We start from the raw sequence: 22,425 nt of genomic DNA, 5'->3' as shown, positions 1-22,425 counted from the left end.
TTGCGAACTTCAGGAAGACCCGTGTGGCGCGGGGGTCCGCACCACCAGACTGACGCCCACTGCCGTGAGCGCCATTCCCGCGACGGTGAACGCCGTGATGGCTTCCCCAAAAAGAATGGCTGCCATCACAGCGGTGCACGGCGGCACCAGATAGAGCAGGCTCGTCACGGCAGTGGCCGCGCCTTTCTGGATCAGCAGGTACAACAGCGAACTGCCGCCCAACGTCAACGCCAGCACCGACCACGCCATCGCACCGGCCAGCTCGCCGTTCCAGCGCATGGCTTCGGTTTCCAGCAACGCCAAAGGCATGGTGACTGCGAATGCTGCGCATAGCTGCACGAAACTCGCCGTGCGCACATCGCAAGGCGTGACGAAACGCTTCTGGTACAGCGTCCCCGCCGTGATGCTCACCAGCGCCATCAATGCGAGTGAAAAATTGAGCGGATGGATTTCGCCGATGCCCAGCTTTTGCCAAACCACCAGTGCGAGCCCCAGAAGGCCAAGCGCCAGGCCGGCCCACTGCCGCTTCGAAACAGAACCGCCCCAGGAAGATACCCATACCGCCGTCAGCACCGGCTGCAGGCCGACCAGCAACGCTGCCAGGCCCGCGCCCATGCCGAGCTTGACGGCAGCCCAAACGCCGCCCAGGTAACCCGCATGCATGAGGACGCCGGTGATGGCCAGATGCCCCACTTGCTGGCGATTGACTGGCATGGCGGCTCGCGCCACGAACGCCCAGACCGCAAAGCACACGACGGAAAGAAAGTACCGCATCGCCAGGAACTTCATGGGCGGCGCGTGGGGCATGCCGTAGCGGGCGACGATAAAACCGGTGCTCCAGATCAGCACGAAGACGATGGGCATGGCACGCACCAGCGCAGCGTGCCGGTCTTGTCCGGCCTGACCCGAAACGCCGGTCATTTCACCCTTCGCCTGATTTCGGGCAGCGCCTTCTGCAGGTAATACACCATCGACCAGACCGTGAGGATTGCGGAGATCCACAGCAGCCAGGTGCCCCAGACCCCGGTGTCCATGAACCCGAAAAGCACACCGTCGAACAGCAGGAAAGGAATGGCCGTCATCTGCACCGCCGTCTTGACCTTGCCCAGCATGTGGACAGCCACGCTCTTGGACGCCCCGATGTTCGCCATCCACTCGCGCAGCGCCGAGATCGCGATCTCGCGGCCGATGATGATGAGGGCGACGAAAACATCCGTGCGCTGCAGGTGGACCAGAACCAGCAGAGATGCGCAGACGAGAAACTTGTCGGCAACCGGATCGAGGAAAGCGCCGAATGCCGACGTCTGGTTCAGCTTGCGCGCCAGGAATCCGTCGAGCCAGTCAGTGGCTGCAAAGACGACGAACATCACGGTGGCGATGAGGTTCTGCACCTCGGGCTTGAGGCCCAGGTAGAACACCCCAACGATCAATGGAATCGCGACAATTCGCGTCCAGGTCAGGATCGTCGGGATCGTGAAGAACATGTGCCGATTCTGGCACGAGCCAACGGCACTAATGGAGCGCGCGATAAATCTCTTCGGCCAGCTCGCGCGAAATTCCTTCGACGCTGGCAATGTCGTCCACGCCGGCCGACGCCACGCCACGCACCCCGCCGAACCGTTGCAGCAGGCGCGCGCGCTTCTTGGCGCCAATTCCGGGAATCTCTTCAAGGCTGCTGCCGCCGACCCGAACCTTGGCCCGGCGCGCGCGCATGCCAGTGATGGCAAACCGGTGGGCCTCATCGCGGATCTGCGCGACCAGCATGAGCGCGGCCGAATCGCGGCCCAGGTAAACCTTCTCGCGTCCGTCTGCAAACACCAGTTCTTCCAGGCCGACTTTGCGCCCCTCGCCCTTTTCGACACCGACGATCACCGCCAGGTCCAGCCCCAGTTCGGCAAAGACCTCGCGCGCCATGCTCACCTGGCCTTTGCCGCCATCGACCAGCACCAGGTCCGGAAGCCGCAATGCGCCGCCTCGACCAGGGCTGGGCCGCTTGACCTCGGGCTGCTCCGGCGAATCAATTGGAGGAGAGGCATCCGGCGGGTCGCGCCCTACTTCCGCCAGCTTGGAGTAACGCCGCATCAGCACCTGCCGCATCGCCGCATAGTCGTCGCCGGGCGTGATGCCTGCGATGTTGAAGCGCCGGTATTCGCTGTTTTGCATCTTGTGCTGGTGAAACACGACGCATGAAGCCTGCGTGGCCTCACCGGCGGTGTGCGAAATGTCGAAGCACTCGATGCGGAACGTGTCGATGTTGTCTGGTGCAAGGTCCAGGGCATCGACCAGCGCACGCGTGCGCGCCTGCTGCGAGCCCTCTTCTGCCAGCAGCCGGGCCAGCTGGATGCCGGCGTTCTTTTGCGCCATCTCCAGCCAGAGGCGGCGCTGCTCGCGGGGGTTGTGGACAGCCGTCACGCGCACGCCGGTCTGCTCGCTGATCGCCTCGATCAGTTCGCGGCTCACGGGTTCGCTCGTGATCAGCGCGGGCGGCACGGGAACGCCGATGTAATGCTGCGCAATGAAAGCTTCGAGCACATGCACTTCGACGGGTAGCGGTGGCGATGCACCCATGCCCTTGTCCGCGAGATCGTCGAAATCCTGCACAGCGGCTGCGTCCTCGACATGCGTGGGGAAGTACGCGCGGTCTCCCAGATGGCGGCCACCGCGAACCATCGCGAGATTGACGCATGCGCGACCGCCCTGCACCTTCACCGCAAGAATGTCCACGTCCTTGTCCGAACCCGTATCCACCGACTGCTGGTGCAGCACCTTCGACAGCGCGCCCACCTGGTTGCGCAACTCGGCCGCCTGCTCGAACTCCAGCTTGTCGGCGTGCTGCATCATGCGCGACTCCAGCTGCGTGAGCACCGCTTGCGTTTCACCCTGCAGGAATGCCTGCGCGTTGTTCACGTCGTGCTGGTAGTCGGCGGGCGTGACGAGGTTGACGCAAGGGCCGGAGCAGCGCTTGATCTGGTAGAGCAGGCAAGGCCTGGTCCGATTGGCGAACACCGTGTCTTCACAGGTGCGCAGCCGAAAGACTTTCTGCAGCAGCTGGATCGACTCCTTGACAGCCCACGCGCTGGGGTACGGCCCGAAATACCGATGCTTGCGGTCAACCGAACCCCGGTAATAAGCGACGCGCGGGAATGCAGACGCGCTGGCAACCGATGGGTCGCCCGCCACCTGCTTGTCGGTGCCGAAAATCTTCAGGTACGGATAGCTCTTGTCGTCGCGAAAGAGGATGTTGAAGCGGGGATTGAGCGCCTTGATGAGGTTGTTTTCGAGCAGCAGCGCCTCGGCCTCGGAGCGCACGACGGTGGTCTCCATCCGCGCGATCTTGCTGATCATGTGGCCGATGCGCGTGCCACCGTGGCTCTTCTGGAAATAGTTGGAGACGCGCTTTTTGAGGTTGCGCGCCTTGCCCACATACAGCACGCCGCCATCGGCATCGAAATAGCGATAGACCCCCGGCAGGTTCGGGAGCGCGGCCACTTCGGCCAATAGCTGATCGGAATGCGTGTCGGACATACGGGGGCTATTGTGGACAATCTTCGCTTCAATCCCCGGCCCACCCGCCCATTTCCTATTTTTGGCAGCACACATGCTCTGGGACATCTTCTGCAAGGTCATCGACAACCACGGCGATATCGGCGTGTGCTGGCGGCTGGCCGCTCAACTGGGCGCGCTGGGCGAGTCGGTGCGCCTGTGGGTTGACGACGCATCGGCGCTCGTGTGGATGGCACCAGCAGGCGCTCGCGGTGTAGAGGTGCGCGACTGGGCACTGTGCGTGAATCCGGCAACAGAGCCCGGTGACTTGGTGATCGAAAGCTTTGGCTGCGAGATGGAGCAGGAGTTCCAGGCGGCGATGGCAAGGCGTGCGCAGCGACCTGCCTGGATCAATCTGGAGTACCTCACGGCAGAAACTTTTGCCGAACGCACGCACCGACTTCCGTCGCCTGTTTTGGCAGGCCCCGCCGCGGGCATGACCAAGCACTTTTTCTACCCGGGCTTCACGCCCGGAACCGGCGGCCTGCTTCGTGAGCCTGACCTTGAGGCACGGCAAGCGCAATTCAACGCGCAACGCTGGCTTGGCTCCATCGGCGTGAGTCTGGTTGAGAACGCGCGCCGGCTCAGCCTGTTTTGCTATGAGCCCCCACAGCTGAAGGCGCTGCTAGTTCAACTGGCCACAGACGCCCACCCGACGCAGTTGCTCGTCACTGCGGGACGCGCGAGCGTCGCCGCCCGCGCGGCAATTGATGTGCTGAATGCGCAGGATCCGCAGTGGAATGCCGAAGGTCACCTGTCCATCCGGTGGTTGCCCCTTCTCACCCAAACCGACTTCGATCACCTCCTGTGGTCCTGCGACCTCAACTTCGTGCGGGGTGAAGATTCACTGGTGCGTGCGCTCTGGGCGGGCAAGCCCTTCATCTGGCAGATCTATCCCCAGGACGACGACGCGCATCACGCCAAGCTGCAAGCGTTTCTGGACTGGATGGATGCGCCGCAACGCCTGCGCCAATTCCATCTCGCGTGGAACGACGTCGAGCCCGCCCTGCCCCGCATCGACCCGCAAGCGTGGACGCCTTGTGCCAAAGCGGCCAGAAACCGGCTGCTCGACCAGCAGGAACTGGTCACGCAGCTGCTGCGCTTCGTGGATAAGCTAAAATAAGAGGCTTTGCGCATGGGGCTGTTTCGATGGCCCCAACGACGCTTACAACGCTGCCAGCGCGACGAACGCCCGCCAGCGGACCTACTTCACACCAACACAGCACGCACATACTGGCCATGAAAATCGCTCAAGAAATCCGCGCAGGCAACGTCATCATGCACGGCAAGGACCCGATGGTTGTCCTGAAAACCGAATACGCACGCGGTGGGCGCAATGCAGCCACCGTCCGCATGAAGCTCAAGAGCCTGATTGCCAACTTCAACACCGAAGTCGTGTTCAAGGCCGACGACAAGATGGACCAGATCATCCTGGACAAGAAGGACTGCACGTACTCCTACTTCGCCGACCCGATGTATGTCTGGATGGACTCCGAGTACAACCAGTACGAAGTCGAGGCAGAAAACATGGGCGACTCGCTCAATTACCTTGAAGAAGGCATGCCCGCCGAAGTGGTGTTCTATGACGGCAAGGCCATCTCGGTCGAACTGCCCACCAGCGTCGAACGTGAAATCACCTGGACCGAGCCGGCCGTCAAGGGCGATACATCGGGCAAGGTTCTCAAGCCCGCCAAGCTGGCAACCGGCTTTGAAATCGGCGTGCCGATTTTCGTGGCCCAGGGCGACAAGGTCGAAATCGACACGCGCACCGGCGAATATCGCCGCCGCGTCTGACGCGCGAGCCCACCGGCTTCACAAACTCAAGGGCTCCGCAAGGGGCCTTTGTTCTTTCTGCATCCCGTCATGGACTTCAAGCTCAGCCAGATCGCCGTCCCGTTTCGCATGCAGCCAGGGCTTCGGCGTCTGGCTGACGATGAGTTGCAGTTGACGCCCTTGCAGCCTGGCAGCCGGCTCTACCAGGAAAAGCAGGCTGCGGTGGAGAGCGGCAAGTCGCGCCAGCACCTGGCCGGATTCGATCCGACCCCCGCCCTGCGCGCCATTGCGGCCCGCGGGCATGGCGACCCGACCACGCCCGAACTGGCCTACGAAGAGGACTTCGCCGTCCTCGATGGCGAGACGGGAAGGCTCCCCTGGCTTTGTGTTTGCGTGCCCTCCCACTGGGCCCCCGAAGAAAAGCTCGGCCTGGACTTCGCAGCGCTGCATGCGCCCGTTGCAGACAGCGCCACCATCGTTGCGGCATCGCAGCATCTGGTGGCCCTGGCAACCGGTGGCCAATGCTGGGAGCGCTTCGTCTGGACGCTGACGCCCTCGCCCCGTTATGACCAGCACCCCATGCGCCACTCGCGCACGCCGTGGCCCGCCTTGCTGGATGACGGTGGATTTGCAGCTGCGTGCTGGCTCAGGGCCGAGCGGCAGTGCTTCTTCCCGGTTGGGCAAGGCACGCGCCAGTCAGTGTTCACGATCCGGGTGATGCTGCAACCGCTGGTGGAAGCGGTTGCAAGCCGCGAGGATGCCGGGCGCCTGCGCGATAGCCTGGCTTCGATGTCCGACGCTGTACTGGATTACAAAGGGCTGCGCGGCGCGCGCGCCCCCTTGCTGCGCTGGCTGGATTCGCGGGCCGACTGATGGCTGGGCGACGGCCTGGTCAATAGACCCGCGGCCATAGAAGCACCATCAGCATCACGCCAAGAACGAGCGCGATGGAGGCGATTGCGACCCAGAGCCCATTTTGCGATGCCTTCCCATCTGGCACGCGGCTGCCCGATTCAGCCAATGGGATCGCATTGGGGAACCAGGTGATCATTTCAGCCGCCACTGCCGCGGTGAACATTTCCATCGCGATGCGCTGCTGCTTCTTCTCGCCCTCGTTGCGAAGCCACATCTCGACGATGGTGCCCCTGACCCGGGTCTGAACCACATCCGCCAGCGGGATCTTGATGCGGCCTTCGTGCGTGCCCAGCCCTTTGCGAAAGCGTCCTGCCAGTCGCAGCACATCACTCTGGACCCGGGCCTCGATTTCGCCCTGGAACGAGGGAACGGGAATTCCCCGCCGGTCGGCCGCGATCAACGCGGCACTGTAGGTGGCGCGCACGACCGAAAACACGCCGCTCTTTGTCGCATTGAAGCGCTCAGCCGGCGGTTGACCAATCAGCTCGGCAACGGTCAGCTGCGCGCCATTGCTGGCAACCAGCACATGGCCGCTCGTCAATGTCTTTTTTATTCGCATGCCGACAATGGTCCGGCGGTCGTAAGGCCCCACCCGCGCACCGTCCAGCAGAACGTGAAATCCGCTCTCTTCCACCTGAGCCCCCATCGTTGTCGGCGCTAGGATAGCGGAAGATGAGCTGGCCAGTAACGCAAAATGCGCTCATGGCATCTACACGCAACATTCACGACCGACGACTGGCCGACGCCTGGGCGACCCTTCACGCGCATTCAACCGAGGGGCTGCCGCTGGACCCGGACGCGAGCCGCCTCGCATTCGCCGACCCCGAGTTTCTGCTCAGGCGCGAGACACGCGGCATCCGCTTCCAGCTCGAACTGCTCAAACCCGACCTGGAGCAGCAGGCGATGGGCATCGAAAACACCATCGTGGTTTTTGGCAGCGCCCGGTTTCGCAGCGACGAAGAGGCTGCGGCAATGGTCGTGGCGGCCCAGGCCTCGGGTGACGAAGCGCAGATTCGCCGCGCGCGCGCCCTCGCACGCAACTCGCACTACTACGAAAAGGCCCGCGCCTTCGGCAAGCTCGTCGCGCAATACAGCCAGGGCAAGGAGCCGCGCGACATGCTTTTCATCTGCACCGGCGGCGGGCCCGGGATCATGCAAGGCGCCAATCGCGGCGCGCACGAAGGTGACGGCATCAGCGTCGGCCTGGCCATCGCGCTGCCAATGGAAGAAGCGGCCAATCCATACGTCACGCCTGCGCTCTCATTCAAGTTCCATTACTTCGCGCTGCGCAAGATGCATTTCATGATGCGTGCCAAGGCGCTGGTCGCGTTTCCCGGCGGCTTCGGCACGCTCGACGAATTGTTCGAAGTCATCACGCTCGTGCAGACGAGAAAAGCCAAGCAGGTTCCGATCGTGCTTTTTGGGACCGACTACTGGAAGCGCCTCATCAACTTCGACGTGCTGATCGAAGAAGGCGTCATCTCCGAAGCAGACCTGGAGCTGTTTCGCTACTGCGACGATCCCGCAGAGGCCTGGGAGATGATCAAGGAGTTCTACCGGCTCTGATGCGCTGGCTCACGCCTGGGGCGCTGAGTCATTGCGCATCTTCACGGCCAGGCGGGCGCCCGCACCTACGACGGCGCCGGTGAACCAGAACACGCCGGAAATGCCGATCACCGCACCGGTCAGGCCGAACAGGATTGGCATGGCGACGCTGGAGGCATTGATCGCCATCAGGCGCATCGCCAGCGCTTCGCCATGACGGTGCTCGGGCGTGATCTGGTGCAGGCTGCTCATGATCATCGGCTGCACGGTCCCCAGCGCGAAGCCCAGCATGACCGAACACAGGCCCATTGCGAGGGCCGAATGCATGAACGGATAGATGCCGAAAAGGACCGCCGTCGCAACCATCGCGCTGGCCACCACAGCCCACTCGCGCAGGTGTGCAGCGACCATGGGCAAGACAACCCGGATCAACGCAGCAGCGATGGCAAACGCGCCCAGGATCGATCCGATCACAGACGCTGAAATTCCCCGCTCGTGTCCCAGCACCGGAACCACGAAGGTGTGCACATCCCAGCACGACGAGAGAAACCAGTTCACCAGCAGCAGCCGCCGAAACCGCGCGTCACGCATCAGGTCCCAGGCGCGGTTCTTGTGGTCGCCCTCCCTGGGCACCACCGGCTCCAGCTCCTTCGTCTTGCGGATGAACAGCCAGGACGCGACAGGCGCAAAAGCCATCAGCAGGAATGCCCAGCGAAACCCCGCATGGTCGATCATGAGGCCGGCTGCAAAGGGGCCCAGGAAATTGGAAAACGCCGGTCCTATCGACAGCCAGGAAAACACCTGCCGCCGCCGGGTCGAATCGCCAGCAGCGCGCCCGACGTGCCGCTGGATCGCGATCGATGCCGCGCCTGTCGCGCCTCCGGTCAGCAGCGCGGCCAGACACAGCACCAAAAAGTTCGGAAACGCGGCCGCGAGGCCCGCACCGGCGCAAGAGGCGAACACGCAATACGAAACCGGCCGCTTCAAACCGTGCCGGTCGGCAAATCGACCTGCAGGCAGCGACAGGAACACCTGTGTCAGGGCAAATAGCGCAAGCAAGACGCCGACCGCCGCTGCACTGTAGCCTTCGCGCAGCGCCAGCAAGGGGGCCGCAAGCCGCACCCCTGCCATCGTCGTGTGCAGGAAGACGTGGCCGCCGATCAGCCGCGCCAGCGCCGGGTCGAGTCCCATCATGGCGGGCCGTCGTCCCCTTCGTCAGCTGGCGGTAGCAGCGCCTGGGCCTGCTCTTGCGGCAGCGCCTCCACAACCTTCAGCGCGCGGCGCATCTGGTTGGTTCGCGTCTGCGCCGTGTCCAGCGTATCCGAAGCCTTGCGCACCTGGTCGCGGATCTTCTCCACCCAGGTGCCGTAGCGTTCGAACTCGGTCTTGACCGCGCCCAGCACCCGCCAGACTTCCGAAGCCTGCTGCTCAAGCGCAAGCGTGCGAAACCCCATGTGCAGGCTGTTGAGCATCGCCAGCAAGGTCGTCGGGCCTGCGAGCGTCACGCGGTAATCCCGCTGCAGGCTGTCCATGAGGCCGGGGCGGCGAAGCACCTCCGCGTAGAGGCTCTCGATGGGCAGGAACAGGATCGCGAAGTCGGTGGTGTGCGGGGGGCACAGGTAGCTCTCGGCGATCGACCTGGCCTCGGTGCGGATTCGCGATTCAAGGGCGCGGGCTGCGATGTCGGCAGCTGCCGCATCGGCTCGGTCGTGGGCGTCGAGCAATCGCTCGTAATCGTCGCGCGGAAACTTGGCATCGATCGGCAGCCAGACTGGAGTTCCATCGGCGCTGCGGCCCGGAAACTTCACCGCGAAATCCACGCGCTGGTTGCTGCGCGGTTTGGTTTCAACTTGCTTGGCGTACTGCTCGCTGGTCAGGACCTGTTCCAGCAAAGCCTCGAGTTGGACTTCGCCAAACATGCCGCGCGTCTTCACGTTCGTCAGAACGCGCTGCAAGTCGCCCACGCCCTGGGCGAGCGACTGCATCTCGCCCAGGCCCTTGTGCACCTGCTCCAGGCGATCGGCGACCTGCTTGAAACTTTCGCCCAGGCGCGTCTCCAGCGTCGTCTGCAGCTTCTCATCGACCGTCTTGCGCATCTCGTCGAGCTTGGCCGAGTTGGTCTGCTGCAACTGGGCAAGCTGGGCATCCAGCGTTGCGCGCACTTCGCCCAGACGCCGCGCGTTCGATTCGCCCAGGCTCTGCAGCTGTACCGACAAGGTGTCCGAGAGACTTTTTTGCAGCAGCGTGAGTTGCTGGGCGAATGCGTCGATCTGGATGTTCTGCGTGCGCGTGGCTTCGGCGCCCTGTCGCACGACGGCATCCTGGAACGTTGCCAGTGTGTGGGTCAGCTCGGTGCGCGCGCCACGAGATGACTCGCTGATCTCGCGGCGCAGTTCGCGCTCCATGCGTTCGTTGGCGGCGAGCAGTTCCTGGCGCGCTGCATCATCAGCCGCAGGCTTGCGCATCAGCAGCACAAAGACCACAACCGCGTTGACGATCGCCAGCGCAATGAGCAGCCAGATTTCCAAATCAGGCACCCGCCTTCAACACGTCAGGGTTCAGTGGCGTGAGCGGTTTGCCATGCACAAGGAAGCCAATCAGGTTGTCTGCAGCCAGTTGCGCCATCGCCAGGCGTGTCGGCACGGTAGCGCTGGCAATGTGCGGGGTCAGCACGACGTTAGGCACCGTCAACAGATCGGGATGCACCTTGGGCTCCCCCTCGAACACATCAAGGCCTGCCGCCGCAATCGTCCGGTCGCGCAGTGCTTTGGCCAGGGCGGCATCATCGACGATGCCGCCACGCGCAATGTTCACGAGCGTCGCGGTGGGTTTCATCTGCGAAAGCTCCGCAGCGCCTATCGTGTGATGGGACTCGGCTGAATACGGCAACACGAGCACCAGGTGGTCGGCCGTGCGCAACAGCTCCTCTTTGGTGACATAGCGGGCCTTGCACTCGCCTTCGAGTTCAGCCGACAGGCGCGAGCGGTTGTGATAGATCACATTCATGCCAAAGCCGTGCGCCCCACGTCGCGCGATGCCCTGCCCGATGCGGCCCATGCCGAGAATGCCGAGTGTGGAACCATGCACATCACTGCCGGCGAACATGTCATAGCTCCACTTGCCCCACTTTCCGGCGCGCAGGAAATGTTCGCTCTCAGAAATCCGCCGCGCGGTGGCCATCAAAAGCGCGAAGCCGAAGTCGGCGGTGGTTTCGGTCAGGACATCTGGCGTATTGGTCGCGAGCACACCGCGCTGCGTCATCGCCGGCACATCGAAGTTGTTGTAGCCCACGGCCATGTTCGCGCAGATCTTGAGGGCCGGCGCTGCGGCGAGCGTCTGCGCGTCAATGCGTTCGCCGCCGGTGGTGAACGCGCCGACCTTGTCGTGCAGCTTTTCGCCGAGTTGCTGCTTGGTCCACTGTTCGTCGGCCTGATTGTGTTCAACGTCGAAGAACTGCTGCAGCTTTTCGATGACTTCAGGAAAAACCGACCGTGCGACGAGGATGCGTGGCTTGTTCATGTTACTTAAACCAGATGAGGGTGATGATGAAGAAAAGCGGCAAGAGGATCAGTCCGGACCAGGCCATGTAACCAAAGAAGCTGGGCATCCTGACGCCCCTGTCTTCGGCAATGGCTTTGACCATGAGGTTCGGCGCGTTGCCGATATACGTGTTGGCACCCATGAAGACCGAACCTGCGGAAATGGCGGCGAGTGTGGGAGCAAGTTCCGTCATCAGGCGCACTGCGTCTCCACCTGCGGTGTTGAAGAAAACCAGGTACGTCGGCGCGTTGTCCAGGAAGGAGCTGAGTACGCCGGTCGCCCAGAAATACATGAGGGGATTGGGCGATCCGTCCGGTCGGGTGACCGCGGAGACGATGGCACCGAATGGCCCATCCACGCCGGCGCGCAGCATCGCGATCACCGGGATGATGGTCAGGAAGATGCCGGCAAAGAGCTTGGCGACTTCCAGCATGGGTCCCCAGCCAAACTGGTTGTCTGCATGAACCGAAGTGGGCGTGATCCTGAGCGACAAGATGGTGATGACCAGCAAACCGGCATCGCGTACGAGTCCCGGAAGGCCGATTTCCGTGCCCGACAGATTGAACGTCACCGGCGACTTCCACAAGCCGCTCAGCAGCACCAGGCCCACGACGCCTGCCAGCAAGAAGAAATTGCGCGCGCCGTCGAAGCCCAGGCGCGGTGAATCGGGGGTCGGGTCAACCGGCAGAATCTCTTCGCGCCGGTGGTAATACCAGCTGTCCATCACGTAGAAGATCACGAGCAGCGAGCCCACCAGGAACAGGGTCTCGGGGAAGATGTATTTCACCGTCCAGAAGAACTCCACCCCCTTGAGGAAGCCCAGAAAAAGCGGAGGATCGCCCAGCGGCGTCAACGAGCCCCCGGCATTGGAAACAATGAAGATGAAGAAGACGACGATATGCGCCGCGTGCTGTCGGTTGTCGTTGGCTCGAATGAGCGGACGGATGAGCAGCATCGATGCGCCGGTCGTGCCCATCAGGCTGGCCAGCACGGCGCCAATCGCAAGAATGGCCGTGTTCAACCCCGGGCTGCCGTGAAGATTTCCGCGTATGTGGATGCCGCCGGACACGGTGTAGAGCGCCGTGAGCAAGATGACGAACGGCAGGTACTCCGCCAAAAGCGCATGAACCACGCTCACCCATGCCGGTCCCACTCCCCACTGGATCGCAAAGGGCACCAGAAACGCCAAGCCCCAGCCCGCCGCCACCTTGCCGAAGTGGTGGTGCCAGAACGACGGCGCGAGAAGTGGCATCAACGCAATGCAAAGCAGAAGCCCCGCAAAAGGAATACCCCACATGGGCCCGAGCAAACGCCCATCCATATCGGCCGCGTGTGCGATTTGCGGGCCCATGACAAGCGCGCCGGCCAGGGCTCGCGATAATGCTGGATTCATTCTTGTTCTCCGTAAACCGAGCATAACCGCCGCTGTTTGGACGAACGAGCCCCGATTCGCGTTCCGGGAAGTCCTGAGTCCTAGCGCAGCGCCTCGAGCACCTGGCGCAGCCGCTGCGCAAGCTCGGCAGGTCTGCGTGTGGTGCGATCGACATAGACGTGCACGAAATGACCCTTCGCGGCTGTCATCGGCTCACCCACAGCGAAGATTCCGACTTCATAGCGCACGCTCGACTTGCCCACATGGGCAACGCGCAATCCTGCCTCGATGGGGTGGGGAAACTCCAGCGCAGCAAAGTAGTTGCACTGGGTTTCAATGACCAGCCCGATCGTTTCGCCGTGCTGGATGTCAAGCGCACCCTGCTCGATGAGGTGGGCGTTGACGGCCGTGTCGAACCAGCTGTAGTACACGACGTTGTTGACATGACCGTAGGCGTCGTTGTCCATCCAGCGTGTGCCGATGGTGCGGAACACCTTGTACGCCGTTCGATGCTCAGGCTGGGGCTTGGTTGATAGAGAGTCGCTCATCGCGCCAGATTCTGCCAGCGCGCCGCGTATTCGCAGGCAACCTTGAACGTGTTCACCTGAACCTGCACCGTGTCTTCAATACGCTCGCCGTAGCCGCCAGCCATCGCAAAAGCCAGGGGTATGCGCCTTTGCCACGCCCAGTCGAACACCCGCCGGTCACGCGCCTCCAGGCCATCCCAGGTCAATTTGAGGCGGCCCAGCCGATCACCCTCATGCGGGTCGGCGCCGGCCAGGTAGATCACGAGACCAGGCTCGAACCGCTGCTCCAGCTCGAACAGCGCCACTTCGAGCGCATGAAGGTATTGGTCGTCCGCACAGCCATCGGGCAGATCCACATCAAGATCGCTCGCCTCCTTGCGAAACGGAAAGTTCTTCTGCCCGTGGACGGACAGCGTGAAGACCGAGTCGTCGCTGCGAAAGACATGTGCGGTTCCGTTGCCCTGGTGAACGTCCAGGTCGATGATTGCAACGCGAAGCGGTCGATTCCCCCGCCGCCCCCACTCGGCCTGCATGAGACGCGACGCAACCGCGGCGTCGTTGAACACGCAAAAGCCTGCGCCCTTGTCCGCATAGGCGTGATGCGTGCCACCCGCGATGTTGGCGGCGATTCCCTCCTGGAACGCCGCACGGCAAGCCGCAACGGTCGCACCCACAGACCGCCTGGCCCGATCGGACATCGCGTCGCTCCAGGGAAACCCGATTTCGCGCATGACTTTGGGGTCCACAGTTCCATTGGAGATTGCATCGATATATGTCGGCGTATGCACGAGCGCCAGCTGCCCATCCGTGGCGGGCAAGGCCTGCGCAAGCTCGACTTCGGGCAGCTCATCAGCCAGCCTGTCGCGCAGCAACTGGTACTTTGCCATCGGGAATCGATGCCCTTGCGGCAACCGCAATACGAACTGCGTGGCGTAGAAAACCTTCATCCAGCCGATTGTGGGTGCCCCTTGCGAAACCGGTTTCTAGGCGGGCTTCTCCAGAATGCTGCGTTGCACCAAAAACTGCTTGCAATACCTTTGCAGCCCCCTATACTTCAACCCATGCTGCACTGCAACAAAACGGCGCAGTAAAACCGATCCTCACCCGATCTGCACCCAAACTACCGGAGAAAATCTATGTTGACCGCTGAACAAGTCCTGGCCTCGCAAAAAGCTTCCATCGAAACCCTGTTCGGCCTGTCCGGCAAGGCATTCGAAGGCGTCGAAAAGCTCGTCGAACTGAACCTCACGGCTTCCAAAGCTGCCCTGACCGAAGCATCGGGCACCACGCAAGCTGTTCTCGCAGCCAAGGACCCGCAAGAACTGCTGGCTCTCTTCGCCGCCATGTCGGAACCCCTCGCAGCCAAGACCGCTGCTTACTTCGGCCACGTTCGCGATATCGCATCGGGCACGGGCGCTGAATTCGGCAAGGCATTCGAAGTGCAGGCCGCTGAAGCCCAGAAAAAGTTCCTGTCGGTCGTCGACAACGCAGCCAAGAACGCCCCTGCAGGCAGCGAAACCGCAGTCGCCGTGTTCAAGAGCGCCGTTGCCGCTGGCAACAACGCCCTGGAATCCGTGCAAAAGGCTGTGAAGCAGGCATCCGATGTCGCTGAAGCCAATTTCAACGCAGTCGCAAGCCAGGCCGTCAACGCTGCCAAGACCACGACTGCGAAGAAGCGCTAAGCCCTTGCGCTAAATCGTTCACAGGTTCGCGCTCTTAGTTGAGCAGGACCTCTACAAATCACGGAGCATCTGTCCGAAACTCGTGTTCACTGAACGCAAGTTCTACTGGTTGTCTCCTCGGGTCCTTTCGGCACCTTCACTGGTTCAGGGATCCTTCAAGCCCCGGTCGCAAGATCGGGGCTTTTTTTATTGCCGCATCAATGCGACTTCGCTTCCATCGCGGCCTTCAATTGCGGAATCAGGCGCTGCATCGCGACCCTACCCGCGTCGATGGACCGGCGGCGCGCCGCGAAATCGGCACCGCCGACACCCGCCAGCGCAGGGCGCACCACGATGTCTGCTTCGCGCAGTTCGTGGCTGTTGATGCTCTTGCCCATGATGGCAAACGTCTGCATCAGGATCTGCAAGGTATCGGCAGAAGGATTGCCCTCTGGCGCGCTCGATATATCGACGGCAATCACCAGTTCAGCCCCCATTTGCCGCGCATAACGCACGGGCACAGGCGACACCAGGCCGCCGTCGACGAACTCCTGCCCGCCGATCTTGACCGGTACGAAGAGCGCCGGCACAGCGCTTGAAGCACGCACCGCCATCCCGGCATCCCCACGCTGGAACAACACGCCCTGCCCGCTTTGAAGCGCCGTTGCGACGATGCCCAGGGGCATGGGCATCTGCTCGATCAGCTTGCCCTGCAACTGCGTGTTGACATAGCGACCCAGGGCATCACCGCGAAGCATTCCCCGGCTGAAAAACGGCAGGGTCCAGTCGGTGAACGCAGCCTCTTCCATGGACTCGGACACCTGCACGAGCTGCGAGGACGTGCGACCGCTCGCGTAGAGCGCAGCCACCAGGCTGCCCGCCGAAGTGCCTACCACCAGGTCAGCCTTGATGCCGGCTTCCTCCAGGGCCTGGATCACCCCCACATGCGCAAATCCCCGTGCGGCGCCACCCCCGAGCGCCAGCCCCAGCTTCGGTAGGCGCTTGGCAGCCACCGGGACCGCCGGCGGCGGTTCTGGCTCCCGGGGCTCGCGCAGGGTTGAGCAACCGGCCAGGATGAATGACCCGGCCATCAGCATTGAGATGAGAATGATTCGCGTTTGCTTTATCATCTGCCTATTGTCCATTTTTGACTTCGCAAGGAATTTCCATGTTGTTCAAGAAAGCTGTTGGCCTCGCGTGCGCGCTGCTCACCTTTTCGGCTGGAGCCTCAGCCCAGGAGCAGGTGCTCAACCTCTACTCGGCGCGCCATTACTCGACCGACGAGGCGCTCTACGCCAACTTCACCAAGTCGACAGGCATCAAGATCAACCGAGTGGACGCCGATGACGCAGGCATTCTCGCGCGTCTCAAGGCCGAGGGTTCCGCTTCGCCGGCCGATGTGATCCTGCTCGTTGACGCGGCCCGCCTCTACAAGGGTGAGGTCGATGGCATGTTCCGACCCGTGAAGTCCAAACTGCTCGAAGATGTCATACCCGCCCAATACCGGGCCAAGGCAACGCCAGAAGGCGCCACCTGGTTCGGCTTTTCCACACGCGGTCGTGTCATCGTGTACGACAAGATCAAGGTCAAGCGCGAGGATGTGGACACCTACGAAGAACTCGCCGATCCCAAGAACAAGGGCAAGGTCTGCATCCGCTCTGGTTCGCACCCCTACAACTTGTCGCTCTTCGGCGCAGTCACCGAGCATCTGGGCGAGCAAAAAGCCGAAGCGTGGCTCAAGGGCATGGTTGCCAACCTCGCTCGCGACCCCAAGGGCGGCGACACAGACCAGATCAAGGGCGTCGGGTCGGGCGAGTGCCAGATCGCGGTGAGCAACACCTACTACATCGCTCGCATGATCCGCTCCACCAATCCGGAAGATCGGGCACTGATGGAGCGCGTCGGGATCGTCTTTCCCAATCAGGCGAGCTGGGGCACCCACATGAACATTGCCGGGGGTGCAATGGCCAGACACTCGAAGAACCCTGCCAACGCAGTTAAATTCCTGGAGTACCTGGCAAGCGCCGATGCGCAAAACTATTTCGCCAACGGCAACAATGAGTGGCCCGTTGCCAAGGGGGTTGCAGTTTCAAACCCTGCGCTCAAGGCCATGTCCGGTGGAGACTTCAAGAGCGAGACCATTCCCCTGGCTGCGGTCGGTGCCAACACGGTCAAGGTCCAGCAGATGCTCGATCGCGTCGGATTCAAGTAAGTCGCTTTCCGTCCGCGATAATGCGGTTGACGTTGACGTAAAGGTCAATCCCAACCAGGAGCGGAACACATGGAAATTTCGGGCAAGGTTTACATCGTCACCGGAGGCGCTTCGGGCCTCGGTGAAGGCACGGCGCGCATGCTGGCAGCCGCTGGCGGCAAGGTCGTCATCGCCGACATGCAGGTTGAAAAAGGCGAAGCCGTCGCAAAGGAAGTCGGCGGCGTCTTCGTCAAATGCGACGTGAGCCAGGAAGCCGACGGACAGGCTGTCGTCGCCAAGGCGGTGTCTCTGGGCAAGCTGATGGGCTTGGTCAACTGCGCGGGCATCGCCCCGGCAGAAAAGACGGTCGGCAAAAGCGGCGCACACTCGCTGGGCACCTTCAGCAAGACCATCACGGTCAACCTGATCGGCAGCTTCAACATGATTCGCCTGGCCGCCGACGCCATGTGCAAAAACGAGCCCGAGGCCACCGGCGAACGCGGATGCATGATCTCTACCGCTTCCGTGGCCGCTTATGACGGGCAGATCGGCCAGGCCGCGTACAGCGCCTCCAAGGGTGGTGTGGTCGGTATGACGCTTCCGATTGCGCGTGACCTCGCGCGCAATGGCATTCGCAACATGACGATTGCCCCCGGCATCTTCGGCACCCCCATGCTCTTTGGCATGCCAAAAGAAGTGCAGGATGCATTGGCGGCCAGCGTTCCATTTCCGTCGCGCCTGGGCACGCCCGAGGACTACGCGAAGCTGGCGAAGCACATTTTCGAAAACGACATGCTCAATGGCGAAGTGATTCGCCTGGACGGCGCGATCCGCCTCGCACCTCGCTGACGCAGGCGTGCGCAAAGTGCGCGGCGCTCTCAACGAACGCGCATCCGTGAGAGCGCCCACGCGGGTCCTCGGTGCGATCGCCTCACTCGCTGCGGCCTTGCTGGTTGCCGCGTGTGCGACACCGCAGGGCCTGTTTCACCCGAGCAGTTCGACCCAGCCCGAAGCTGCATCGGGTTACACCGCAAAACCAGGCTGGGCGACTGCGCGATTTTCAGTCGCTGCAGCGAACCCGCTCGCGACGCAAGCGGGTTACCAGATCCTCAAGGCCGGAGGTTCCGCAATAGACGCCGCGATTGCTACGCAACTGGTCCTTGGGCTGGTCGAGCCGCAGTCCAGCGGCATCGGCGGCGGCGCCTTCCTGCTGCACTTTGACGGCAAGACTGTCGAGGCTTTCGACGGGCGGGAGACAGCGCCTGCCGCCGTCAGCGAAACGCTCTTCCTGACCGCCGAAGGCAAGCCGATTCCCTTCGCCGAGGCCGTTGCCGGCGGACGTTCCGTGGGTACGCCGGGCGTGATGCGCATGCTGGAAGTGGCGCATCGGCAGCACGGCAAACTTCCGTGGCGCAGGCTTTTCGATTCGGCCATCGCCCTGGCCGAAGACGGCTTTCGCATCAGCCCGAGACTCAATGCGCTCATCAAGTCAGACGCAGCGCTCAGGCAGGACCCGCAAGCTGCAACCTATTTCCTTGAATCCAGCGGCGAAGCGAAAGCGGTCGGCACCCTGCTTCGCAATCCCGAATACGCGGCGGTCCTGCGCCGTATCGCCTCCGAAGGCGCCAACGCCCTGCACGAAGGCACCATTGCACAGGCCATCGTGCAGCGGGTAGGCAGCCATCCGATCCATCCCGGCCGGCTTTCACTGGCTGACATGAGTCGCTACCAGGCAAAAAAACGCGCCCCCCTGTGCCACGACTTCCGGGCGAAGTCCCGTGACTACCGGATCTGCGGCTTTCCTCCACCGGGTTCCGGCGCCATCACCATCGGGCAGATCCTGGGCATCCTTGGAAACCTGCAAGCCGATTCAATTGCGCTGGACAACGCATTGCCCGCCGCGAACTGGTTGCACCTCTACACCGAAGCTTCACGCCTGGCGTACGCCGACCGCGCGCAGTACATCGCTGACCCCGATTTCGTGGCAGCGCCAGGCGGCAACTGGATGACCTTGCTCGATCCGGCCTATCTCGCCGACCGGGCGAAACGGGTCGGGCCGCAAAGCATGAAGGTCGCCCAGCCGGGCTTGCCTGGCGGCATCCGATCCGGTGCCGCACCGATGCCCGAACAAGAGGAATACGGCACCTCGCACATCAGCATCGTCGACGCATTGGGCAATGCCATCGCGATGACCACCACCATCGAGGCGCAGTTCGGCTCACGTGTGATGGTCAACCCCACCGGCGGCGCTGGCGGGTTCCTGCTGAACAACCAGCTCACCGACTTCAGCTTCACCCCCACCGATGCCCAGGGGCGTCTCGTCGCCAATCGCGTGCAGCCCGGCAAACGCCCTCGTTCGTCGATGTCGCCGACGCTCGTGTTCGACAAAGCCACTGGCCAACTGGTCATGACTGCCGGAAGCCCAGGCGGCGCGGTCATCATTCACTTCACGGCCAAGACGCTTTATGGCGTGCTGAGCTGGGGACTGGACGCCCAACAGGCGATCAACCTGCCGAACTTCGGCTCAATGAACGGACCCACACTGCTCGAAGCGGGCCGGTTCCCGCCAGCCACCATAGAGGCGCTGCGCGCGCGGGGTGCAGACGTTCACGAAGCTGCGATGCCAAGCGGCCTCCAGGCGATCCAGCGCACGCCAGGTGGATGGTTCGGCGGCGCCGACCCACGCCGCGAAGGCGTCGTCATGGGCGACTGATCAACCCCTTGTCGTCAGGTTGCTTCACCACTGCAACTTCGTCCGTATGCAAGGGATTGGGCGGCGGCACTTCTGGCGGCAAATCAACCCGCTCGAACTCCGAGATCACCTGAGCACCCAGCAGTAAAAGTGTCGCGGCGATCTCCAGGCTCAGCAGCACGACAATCGCCGTCGTCAACGATCCATAAACCACATTGACCTGCGAGAGCGTGCTGAAGTACCACACCAGCACATGTCTGGTGATCTCCCAGAGCAGCGCGGCCGTCACGCCCCCCAGCAATGCGTGCCGCAGCGACAGGCGCCCCACCGGCATGACCAGGTAGATCGAGGTCACCACAAAAATTTCGCCCGACAGCCCCAGCAGGTACAGGAGAACCCCGGAGGTCCCCTCCAGCGACCACTCGCGCCCGAGGAACTCGATGCTCTCCTCACCCATCGCCTGCAGGCTGCCCGAAACAAGCGTCATCACCAGCAGGCCGAACCCCAGCGAGAGGATGTACAGGTAAGGCATCAACACGGAAAAAATGAAACGGCGACGCCGCACCACGACGCGATGCAGGAAGATCACCGACATCGCGTTCTCGAGCACCGTGAATGCGAGCGAACTGAAAAACAGCATCGTCACCAGCAGCACCCCGCCGATCACGTCGCGATGCGCAAGAAAGTTCGACAGTTCCTTGACCACCGCACTTCCCTGATTGGGAATCAGCCACTCCAGGTAACGGCCCAGCGTCATCAACAGCTCAGCCTGATCGATGACGTGCGACAGAGCGATGACCGTCAGGATCAACAGCGGCACGACAGACAGCAGCGCGTAATACGCAACAGCACCTGCCAGCAGTAGACCCTGGTTGGCTTTGAATCCCTTGAGGACCCGCCAGGCGAAGGCACCCGGATGGGCCACCACATGCAGGGCTTGCGGACTGAGAAAAGGCATGCGCCGAGTATGCCGTTTCGACTGGCTCAGCAGTGGCGAGGTCAGATGTCGATGGCGGTCGCGGAGCCCACGAGTTTTCGCAATTCGAACTTCTGGATCTTGCCGGTGGACGTCTTTGGCAGCTCACCGAACACCACGGCCCTGGGCACCTTGAAACCGGCGAGGTGCTTCTTGCAGTGCGCCACGATGTCTTCGGGCCGGGTCGTCGCACCTGCCTTGAGCTCGACGAAGGCGCAAGGCGTCTCGCCCCAACGCTCGTCCGGCCGCGCCACTACCGCTGCTGCCAGTACATCGGGATGCCGATACAGCACATCCTCGACCTCGATCGAAGAGATGTTCTCGCCGCCCGAGATGATGATGTCCTTGCTGCGATCCTTGATCTTGATGTACCCGTCGGGGTACTGCACGGCAAGGTCGCCCGTGTGAAACCAGCCGCCCGCGAAAGCTTCTTCGGTTGCAGCGCGATTCTTCAGGTAGCCCTTCATCGTGATGTTGCCGCGAAACATGATCTCGCCCATGGTCTCGCCATCCAGCGGCACGGGCTGCATGGTTTCGGCGTCCATCACGCGCGCATCGCGCTGCAGGTGATATCGAACGCCCTGACGCGCGTTGAGCCGCGCCCGCTCGCCGATGTCCAGCTCGTTCCACTCGTCGTGCTTCGGACACACCGTCGCTGGCCCATAAACCTCGGTCAGACCATAAACATGCGTGAGATCAAAGCCCATGCGCTCCATGCCCTCGATCATCGAAGCAGGAGGCGCGGCGCCCGCCACCATCGCCTTCACGCCCTGCGGCATGCCCTGTTTCATTTCGTCCGGTGCGTTCACCAGCAAGCCGTGCACGATAGGCGCGCCGCAGTAATGCGTGACGCCATGCGCCTTGATCGAATCGATGATCGCGCGCGCCTCGACCTTGCGAAGGCAGACATTGACACCCGCCCGGGCGGCGATGGTCCACGGAAAGCACCAGCCATTGCAGTGGAACATCGGCAGCGTCCACAGGTAGATCGCGTGCTTGGGCATGTCCCATTCGAGGATGTTGGAGATCGCGTTGGCCATCGCGCCGCGGTGGTGATAGACCACGCCCTTCGGGTTGCCGGTCGTGCCACTGGTGTAGTTCAGCGCGATCGCGTCCCATTCGTCAGCAGGCATCTGCCACGCAAAATTCACATCACCGCTCGCAACGAATTCGTCGTACCCGATGCTCCCGATTTTTTCGACCGTACCGGTGTAAACCGCGTCGTCCACATCGATGACCAGCAGGGGCCTGGTGCTCTGGCGAAGCGCAATCGCCTTCTTCATGACGCCCGCGAACTCCGGATCGACGATCACCGCCTTCGCCTCGCCGTGATCGAGCATGAAGGCGATGGTCTCCGGGTCGAGCCGCGTATTGAGCGCATTGAGAACCGCGCCCGTCATGGGGATGCCGAAGTGCGCCTCGACCATGGGCGGCGTGTTGGGCAGCATCACCGCCACCGTGTCGCCCCTGGCGATGCCGTGCGTTGATAGCGCGCTGGCCAACTGCCGGCAACGCGAATACACCTGGCCCCAATTGCGCCGCAGCTCGCCATGCACGATGGCAAGGCGCCCCGGATAGACCTCGGCGCATCGCTCGATGAACGACAGCGGCGACAGCTGTGCGTAGTTCGCGTCATTGCGCGGAAGGTCCTGGTCGAAAATGCCTGGCATCACGTTGTCTCCGAAATCCC

Annotated in this window: 21 protein-coding genes; 8 read left to right on the top strand and 13 right to left on the bottom strand. The window is 62.6% G+C overall.

Annotation, left to right across the window (positions count from 1 at the left end; all coding sequences use genetic code 11):
* Positions 1-9: 9 nt before the first annotated feature.
* The 3 genes from AQ12_RS05120 to uvrC are packed head-to-tail and all read right to left on the bottom strand — an operon-like array spanning position 10 to position 3,525.
* Positions 10-921: a DMT family transporter gene (locus AQ12_RS05120; RefSeq protein ID WP_048438800.1), complete on the bottom strand. Its 912-nt coding sequence runs from the start codon at positions 919-921 to the stop codon at positions 10-12.
* Positions 918-1,484 (bottom strand): CDP-diacylglycerol--glycerol-3-phosphate 3-phosphatidyltransferase, encoded by a 567-nt coding sequence (pgsA, locus tag AQ12_RS05115; protein WP_048438799.1) that lies wholly within the window; start codon positions 1,482-1,484, stop codon positions 918-920. The genes AQ12_RS05120 and pgsA overlap by 4 nt, the downstream gene beginning before the upstream one ends.
* Positions 1,485-1,512: 28 nt before the next feature.
* On the bottom strand, positions 1,513-3,525 hold the full coding sequence (uvrC, locus tag AQ12_RS05110) for an excinuclease ABC subunit UvrC (RefSeq protein ID WP_048438798.1): 2,013 nt from the start codon (positions 3,523-3,525) through the stop codon (positions 1,513-1,515).
* A 73-nt stretch (positions 3,526-3,598) separates the two neighbouring features.
* Here uvrC and earP point away from each other — a divergent pair, with 73 nt between their 5' ends.
* From earP to AQ12_RS05095, 3 genes are all read left to right on the top strand, one after another.
* Positions 3,599-4,666: an elongation factor P maturation arginine rhamnosyltransferase EarP gene (gene earP / locus AQ12_RS05105; RefSeq protein ID WP_082151412.1), complete on the top strand. Its 1,068-nt coding sequence runs from the start codon at positions 3,599-3,601 to the stop codon at positions 4,664-4,666.
* Positions 4,667-4,782: 116 nt separating this feature from the next.
* Positions 4,783-5,337, top strand: a complete 555-nt coding sequence (gene efp, locus AQ12_RS05100) for an elongation factor P (protein ID WP_048438796.1) — start codon at positions 4,783-4,785, stop codon at positions 5,335-5,337.
* A 69-nt stretch (positions 5,338-5,406) separates the two neighbouring features.
* The gene (locus AQ12_RS05095) at positions 5,407-6,189 is read left to right on the top strand and encodes a heme-dependent oxidative N-demethylase subunit alpha family protein (protein WP_152682677.1); all 783 of its coding nucleotides are present in this window, start codon (positions 5,407-5,409) and stop codon (positions 6,187-6,189) included.
* Positions 6,190-6,208: 19 nt separating this feature from the next.
* On the opposite strand, the gene AQ12_RS05090 is transcribed toward AQ12_RS05095, so the two are convergent.
* On the bottom strand, positions 6,209-6,790 hold the full coding sequence (locus AQ12_RS05090; protein WP_152682676.1) for a hypothetical protein: 582 nt from the start codon (positions 6,788-6,790) through the stop codon (positions 6,209-6,211).
* A 143-nt stretch (positions 6,791-6,933) separates the two neighbouring features.
* Between AQ12_RS05090 and AQ12_RS05085 the strand changes: the two genes are divergently transcribed.
* The gene (locus AQ12_RS05085) at positions 6,934-7,797 is read left to right on the top strand and encodes a TIGR00730 family Rossman fold protein (RefSeq protein ID WP_048438793.1); all 864 of its coding nucleotides are present in this window, start codon (positions 6,934-6,936) and stop codon (positions 7,795-7,797) included.
* A gap of 9 nt (positions 7,798-7,806) precedes the next feature.
* Here the strand turns inward: AQ12_RS05085 and AQ12_RS05080 are convergent, their stop codons facing one another.
* The 6 genes from AQ12_RS05080 to AQ12_RS05055 all read right to left on the bottom strand — a co-directional run bounded on the left by AQ12_RS05080 (position 7,807) and on the right by AQ12_RS05055 (position 14,162).
* Positions 7,807-8,970 (bottom strand): MFS transporter, encoded by a 1,164-nt coding sequence (locus AQ12_RS05080; RefSeq protein ID WP_238587653.1) that lies wholly within the window; start codon positions 8,968-8,970, stop codon positions 7,807-7,809.
* Entirely contained in the window at positions 8,967-10,304 is a 1,338-nt protein-coding gene (locus tag AQ12_RS05075; protein ID WP_048438792.1) for a DNA recombination protein RmuC, read from the bottom strand. The genes AQ12_RS05080 and AQ12_RS05075 overlap by 4 nt, the downstream gene beginning before the upstream one ends.
* A gap of 1 nt (position 10,305) precedes the next feature.
* Complete coding sequence (locus tag AQ12_RS05070) at positions 10,306-11,295, bottom strand: D-glycerate dehydrogenase (protein ID WP_048438791.1); 990 nt, start codon at positions 11,293-11,295, stop codon at positions 10,306-10,308.
* Between the two features lies 1 nt (position 11,296).
* Positions 11,297-12,709, bottom strand: coding sequence for a sodium:proton antiporter (locus AQ12_RS05065; RefSeq protein ID WP_048438790.1), 1,413 nt, complete (start codon positions 12,707-12,709; stop codon positions 11,297-11,299).
* Between the two features lie 80 nt (positions 12,710-12,789).
* Positions 12,790-13,236, bottom strand: coding sequence for a thioesterase family protein (locus tag AQ12_RS05060; RefSeq protein WP_048438789.1), 447 nt, complete (start codon positions 13,234-13,236; stop codon positions 12,790-12,792).
* Positions 13,233-14,162, bottom strand: a complete 930-nt coding sequence (locus AQ12_RS05055) for a histone deacetylase (protein WP_048438788.1) — start codon at positions 14,160-14,162, stop codon at positions 13,233-13,235. Before AQ12_RS05055 ends, AQ12_RS05060 begins: the two co-directional genes overlap by 4 nt.
* Positions 14,163-14,351: 189 nt before the next feature.
* On the opposite strand from AQ12_RS05055, the gene AQ12_RS05050 reads away from it, so the two are divergent.
* Positions 14,352-14,897 (top strand): phasin family protein, encoded by a 546-nt coding sequence (locus tag AQ12_RS05050; protein ID WP_048438787.1) that lies wholly within the window; start codon positions 14,352-14,354, stop codon positions 14,895-14,897.
* A gap of 197 nt (positions 14,898-15,094) precedes the next feature.
* Here the strand turns inward: AQ12_RS05050 and AQ12_RS05045 are convergent, their stop codons facing one another.
* Positions 15,095-16,006 (bottom strand): patatin-like phospholipase family protein, encoded by a 912-nt coding sequence (locus tag AQ12_RS05045; RefSeq protein ID WP_238587652.1) that lies wholly within the window; start codon positions 16,004-16,006, stop codon positions 15,095-15,097.
* A 38-nt stretch (positions 16,007-16,044) separates the two neighbouring features.
* Between AQ12_RS05045 and AQ12_RS05040 the strand changes: the two genes are divergently transcribed.
* From AQ12_RS05040 to AQ12_RS05030, 3 genes are all read left to right on the top strand, one after another.
* Positions 16,045-17,088, top strand: coding sequence for an extracellular solute-binding protein (locus AQ12_RS05040; RefSeq protein ID WP_152682675.1), 1,044 nt, complete (start codon positions 16,045-16,047; stop codon positions 17,086-17,088).
* A 69-nt stretch (positions 17,089-17,157) separates the two neighbouring features.
* Complete coding sequence (locus AQ12_RS05035) at positions 17,158-17,916, top strand: 3-hydroxyacyl-CoA dehydrogenase (protein ID WP_048438786.1); 759 nt, start codon at positions 17,158-17,160, stop codon at positions 17,914-17,916.
* Between the two features lie 16 nt (positions 17,917-17,932).
* A complete protein-coding gene (locus AQ12_RS05030) occupies positions 17,933-19,780 on the top strand; it encodes a gamma-glutamyltransferase family protein (RefSeq protein ID WP_152682674.1) in 1,848 nt (615 codons plus the stop codon).
* On the opposite strand, the gene AQ12_RS05025 is transcribed toward AQ12_RS05030, so the two are convergent.
* Both AQ12_RS05025 and AQ12_RS05020 read right to left on the bottom strand, forming a co-directional pair.
* Complete coding sequence (locus tag AQ12_RS05025; RefSeq protein ID WP_048438785.1) at positions 19,767-20,717, bottom strand: YihY/virulence factor BrkB family protein; 951 nt, start codon at positions 20,715-20,717, stop codon at positions 19,767-19,769. The two genes, AQ12_RS05030 and AQ12_RS05025, sit on opposite strands and share 14 nt — an antisense overlap.
* A gap of 41 nt (positions 20,718-20,758) precedes the next feature.
* Positions 20,759-22,405, bottom strand: coding sequence for an acyl-CoA synthetase (locus AQ12_RS05020; RefSeq protein WP_048438784.1), 1,647 nt, complete (start codon positions 22,403-22,405; stop codon positions 20,759-20,761).
* Between the last annotated feature and the right edge of the window lie 20 nt (positions 22,406-22,425).

This window comes from Caenimonas sp. SL110, assembly GCF_001044395.1.
Taxonomy (GTDB): Bacteria; Pseudomonadota; Gammaproteobacteria; order Burkholderiales; family Burkholderiaceae_C; genus Ramlibacter.
This window is presented reverse-complemented; position numbering and strand designations above follow the sequence as displayed.

Bases quoted from the DNA above. Each gene is read 5' to 3' on its own strand.
- AQ12_RS05120 (WP_048438800.1), bottom strand. From the start codon at position 921: ATGACCGGCGTTTCGGGTCAGGCCGGACAAGACCGGCACGCTGCGCTG.
- pgsA (WP_048438799.1), bottom strand. From the start codon at position 1,484: ATGTTCTTCACGATCCCGACGATCCTGACCTGGACGCGAATTGTCGCG.
- uvrC (WP_048438798.1), bottom strand. From the start codon at position 3,525: ATGTCCGACACGCATTCCGATCAGCTATTGGCCGAAGTGGCCGCGCTC.
- earP (WP_082151412.1), top strand. From the start codon at position 3,599: ATGCTCTGGGACATCTTCTGCAAGGTCATCGACAACCACGGCGATATC.
- efp (WP_048438796.1), top strand. From the start codon at position 4,783: ATGAAAATCGCTCAAGAAATCCGCGCAGGCAACGTCATCATGCACGGC.
- AQ12_RS05095 (WP_152682677.1), top strand. From the start codon at position 5,407: ATGGACTTCAAGCTCAGCCAGATCGCCGTCCCGTTTCGCATGCAGCCA.
- AQ12_RS05090 (WP_152682676.1), bottom strand. From the start codon at position 6,790: ATGCGAATAAAAAAGACATTGACGAGCGGCCATGTGCTGGTTGCCAGC.
- AQ12_RS05085 (WP_048438793.1), top strand. From the start codon at position 6,934: ATGGCATCTACACGCAACATTCACGACCGACGACTGGCCGACGCCTGG.
- AQ12_RS05080 (WP_238587653.1), bottom strand. From the start codon at position 8,970: ATGATGGGACTCGACCCGGCGCTGGCGCGGCTGATCGGCGGCCACGTC.
- AQ12_RS05070 (WP_048438791.1), bottom strand. From the start codon at position 11,295: ATGAACAAGCCACGCATCCTCGTCGCACGGTCGGTTTTTCCTGAAGTC.
- AQ12_RS05065 (WP_048438790.1), bottom strand. From the start codon at position 12,709: ATGAATCCAGCATTATCGCGAGCCCTGGCCGGCGCGCTTGTCATGGGC.
- AQ12_RS05060 (WP_048438789.1), bottom strand. From the start codon at position 13,236: ATGAGCGACTCTCTATCAACCAAGCCCCAGCCTGAGCATCGAACGGCG.
- AQ12_RS05055 (WP_048438788.1), bottom strand. From the start codon at position 14,162: ATGAAGGTTTTCTACGCCACGCAGTTCGTATTGCGGTTGCCGCAAGGG.
- AQ12_RS05050 (WP_048438787.1), top strand. From the start codon at position 14,352: ATGTTGACCGCTGAACAAGTCCTGGCCTCGCAAAAAGCTTCCATCGAA.
- AQ12_RS05045 (WP_238587652.1), bottom strand. From the start codon at position 16,006: ATGATAAAGCAAACGCGAATCATTCTCATCTCAATGCTGATGGCCGGG.
- AQ12_RS05040 (WP_152682675.1), top strand. From the start codon at position 16,045: ATGTTGTTCAAGAAAGCTGTTGGCCTCGCGTGCGCGCTGCTCACCTTT.
- AQ12_RS05035 (WP_048438786.1), top strand. From the start codon at position 17,158: ATGGAAATTTCGGGCAAGGTTTACATCGTCACCGGAGGCGCTTCGGGC.
- AQ12_RS05025 (WP_048438785.1), bottom strand. From the start codon at position 20,717: ATGCCTTTTCTCAGTCCGCAAGCCCTGCATGTGGTGGCCCATCCGGGT.
- AQ12_RS05020 (WP_048438784.1), bottom strand. From the start codon at position 22,405: ATGCCAGGCATTTTCGACCAGGACCTTCCGCGCAATGACGCGAACTAC.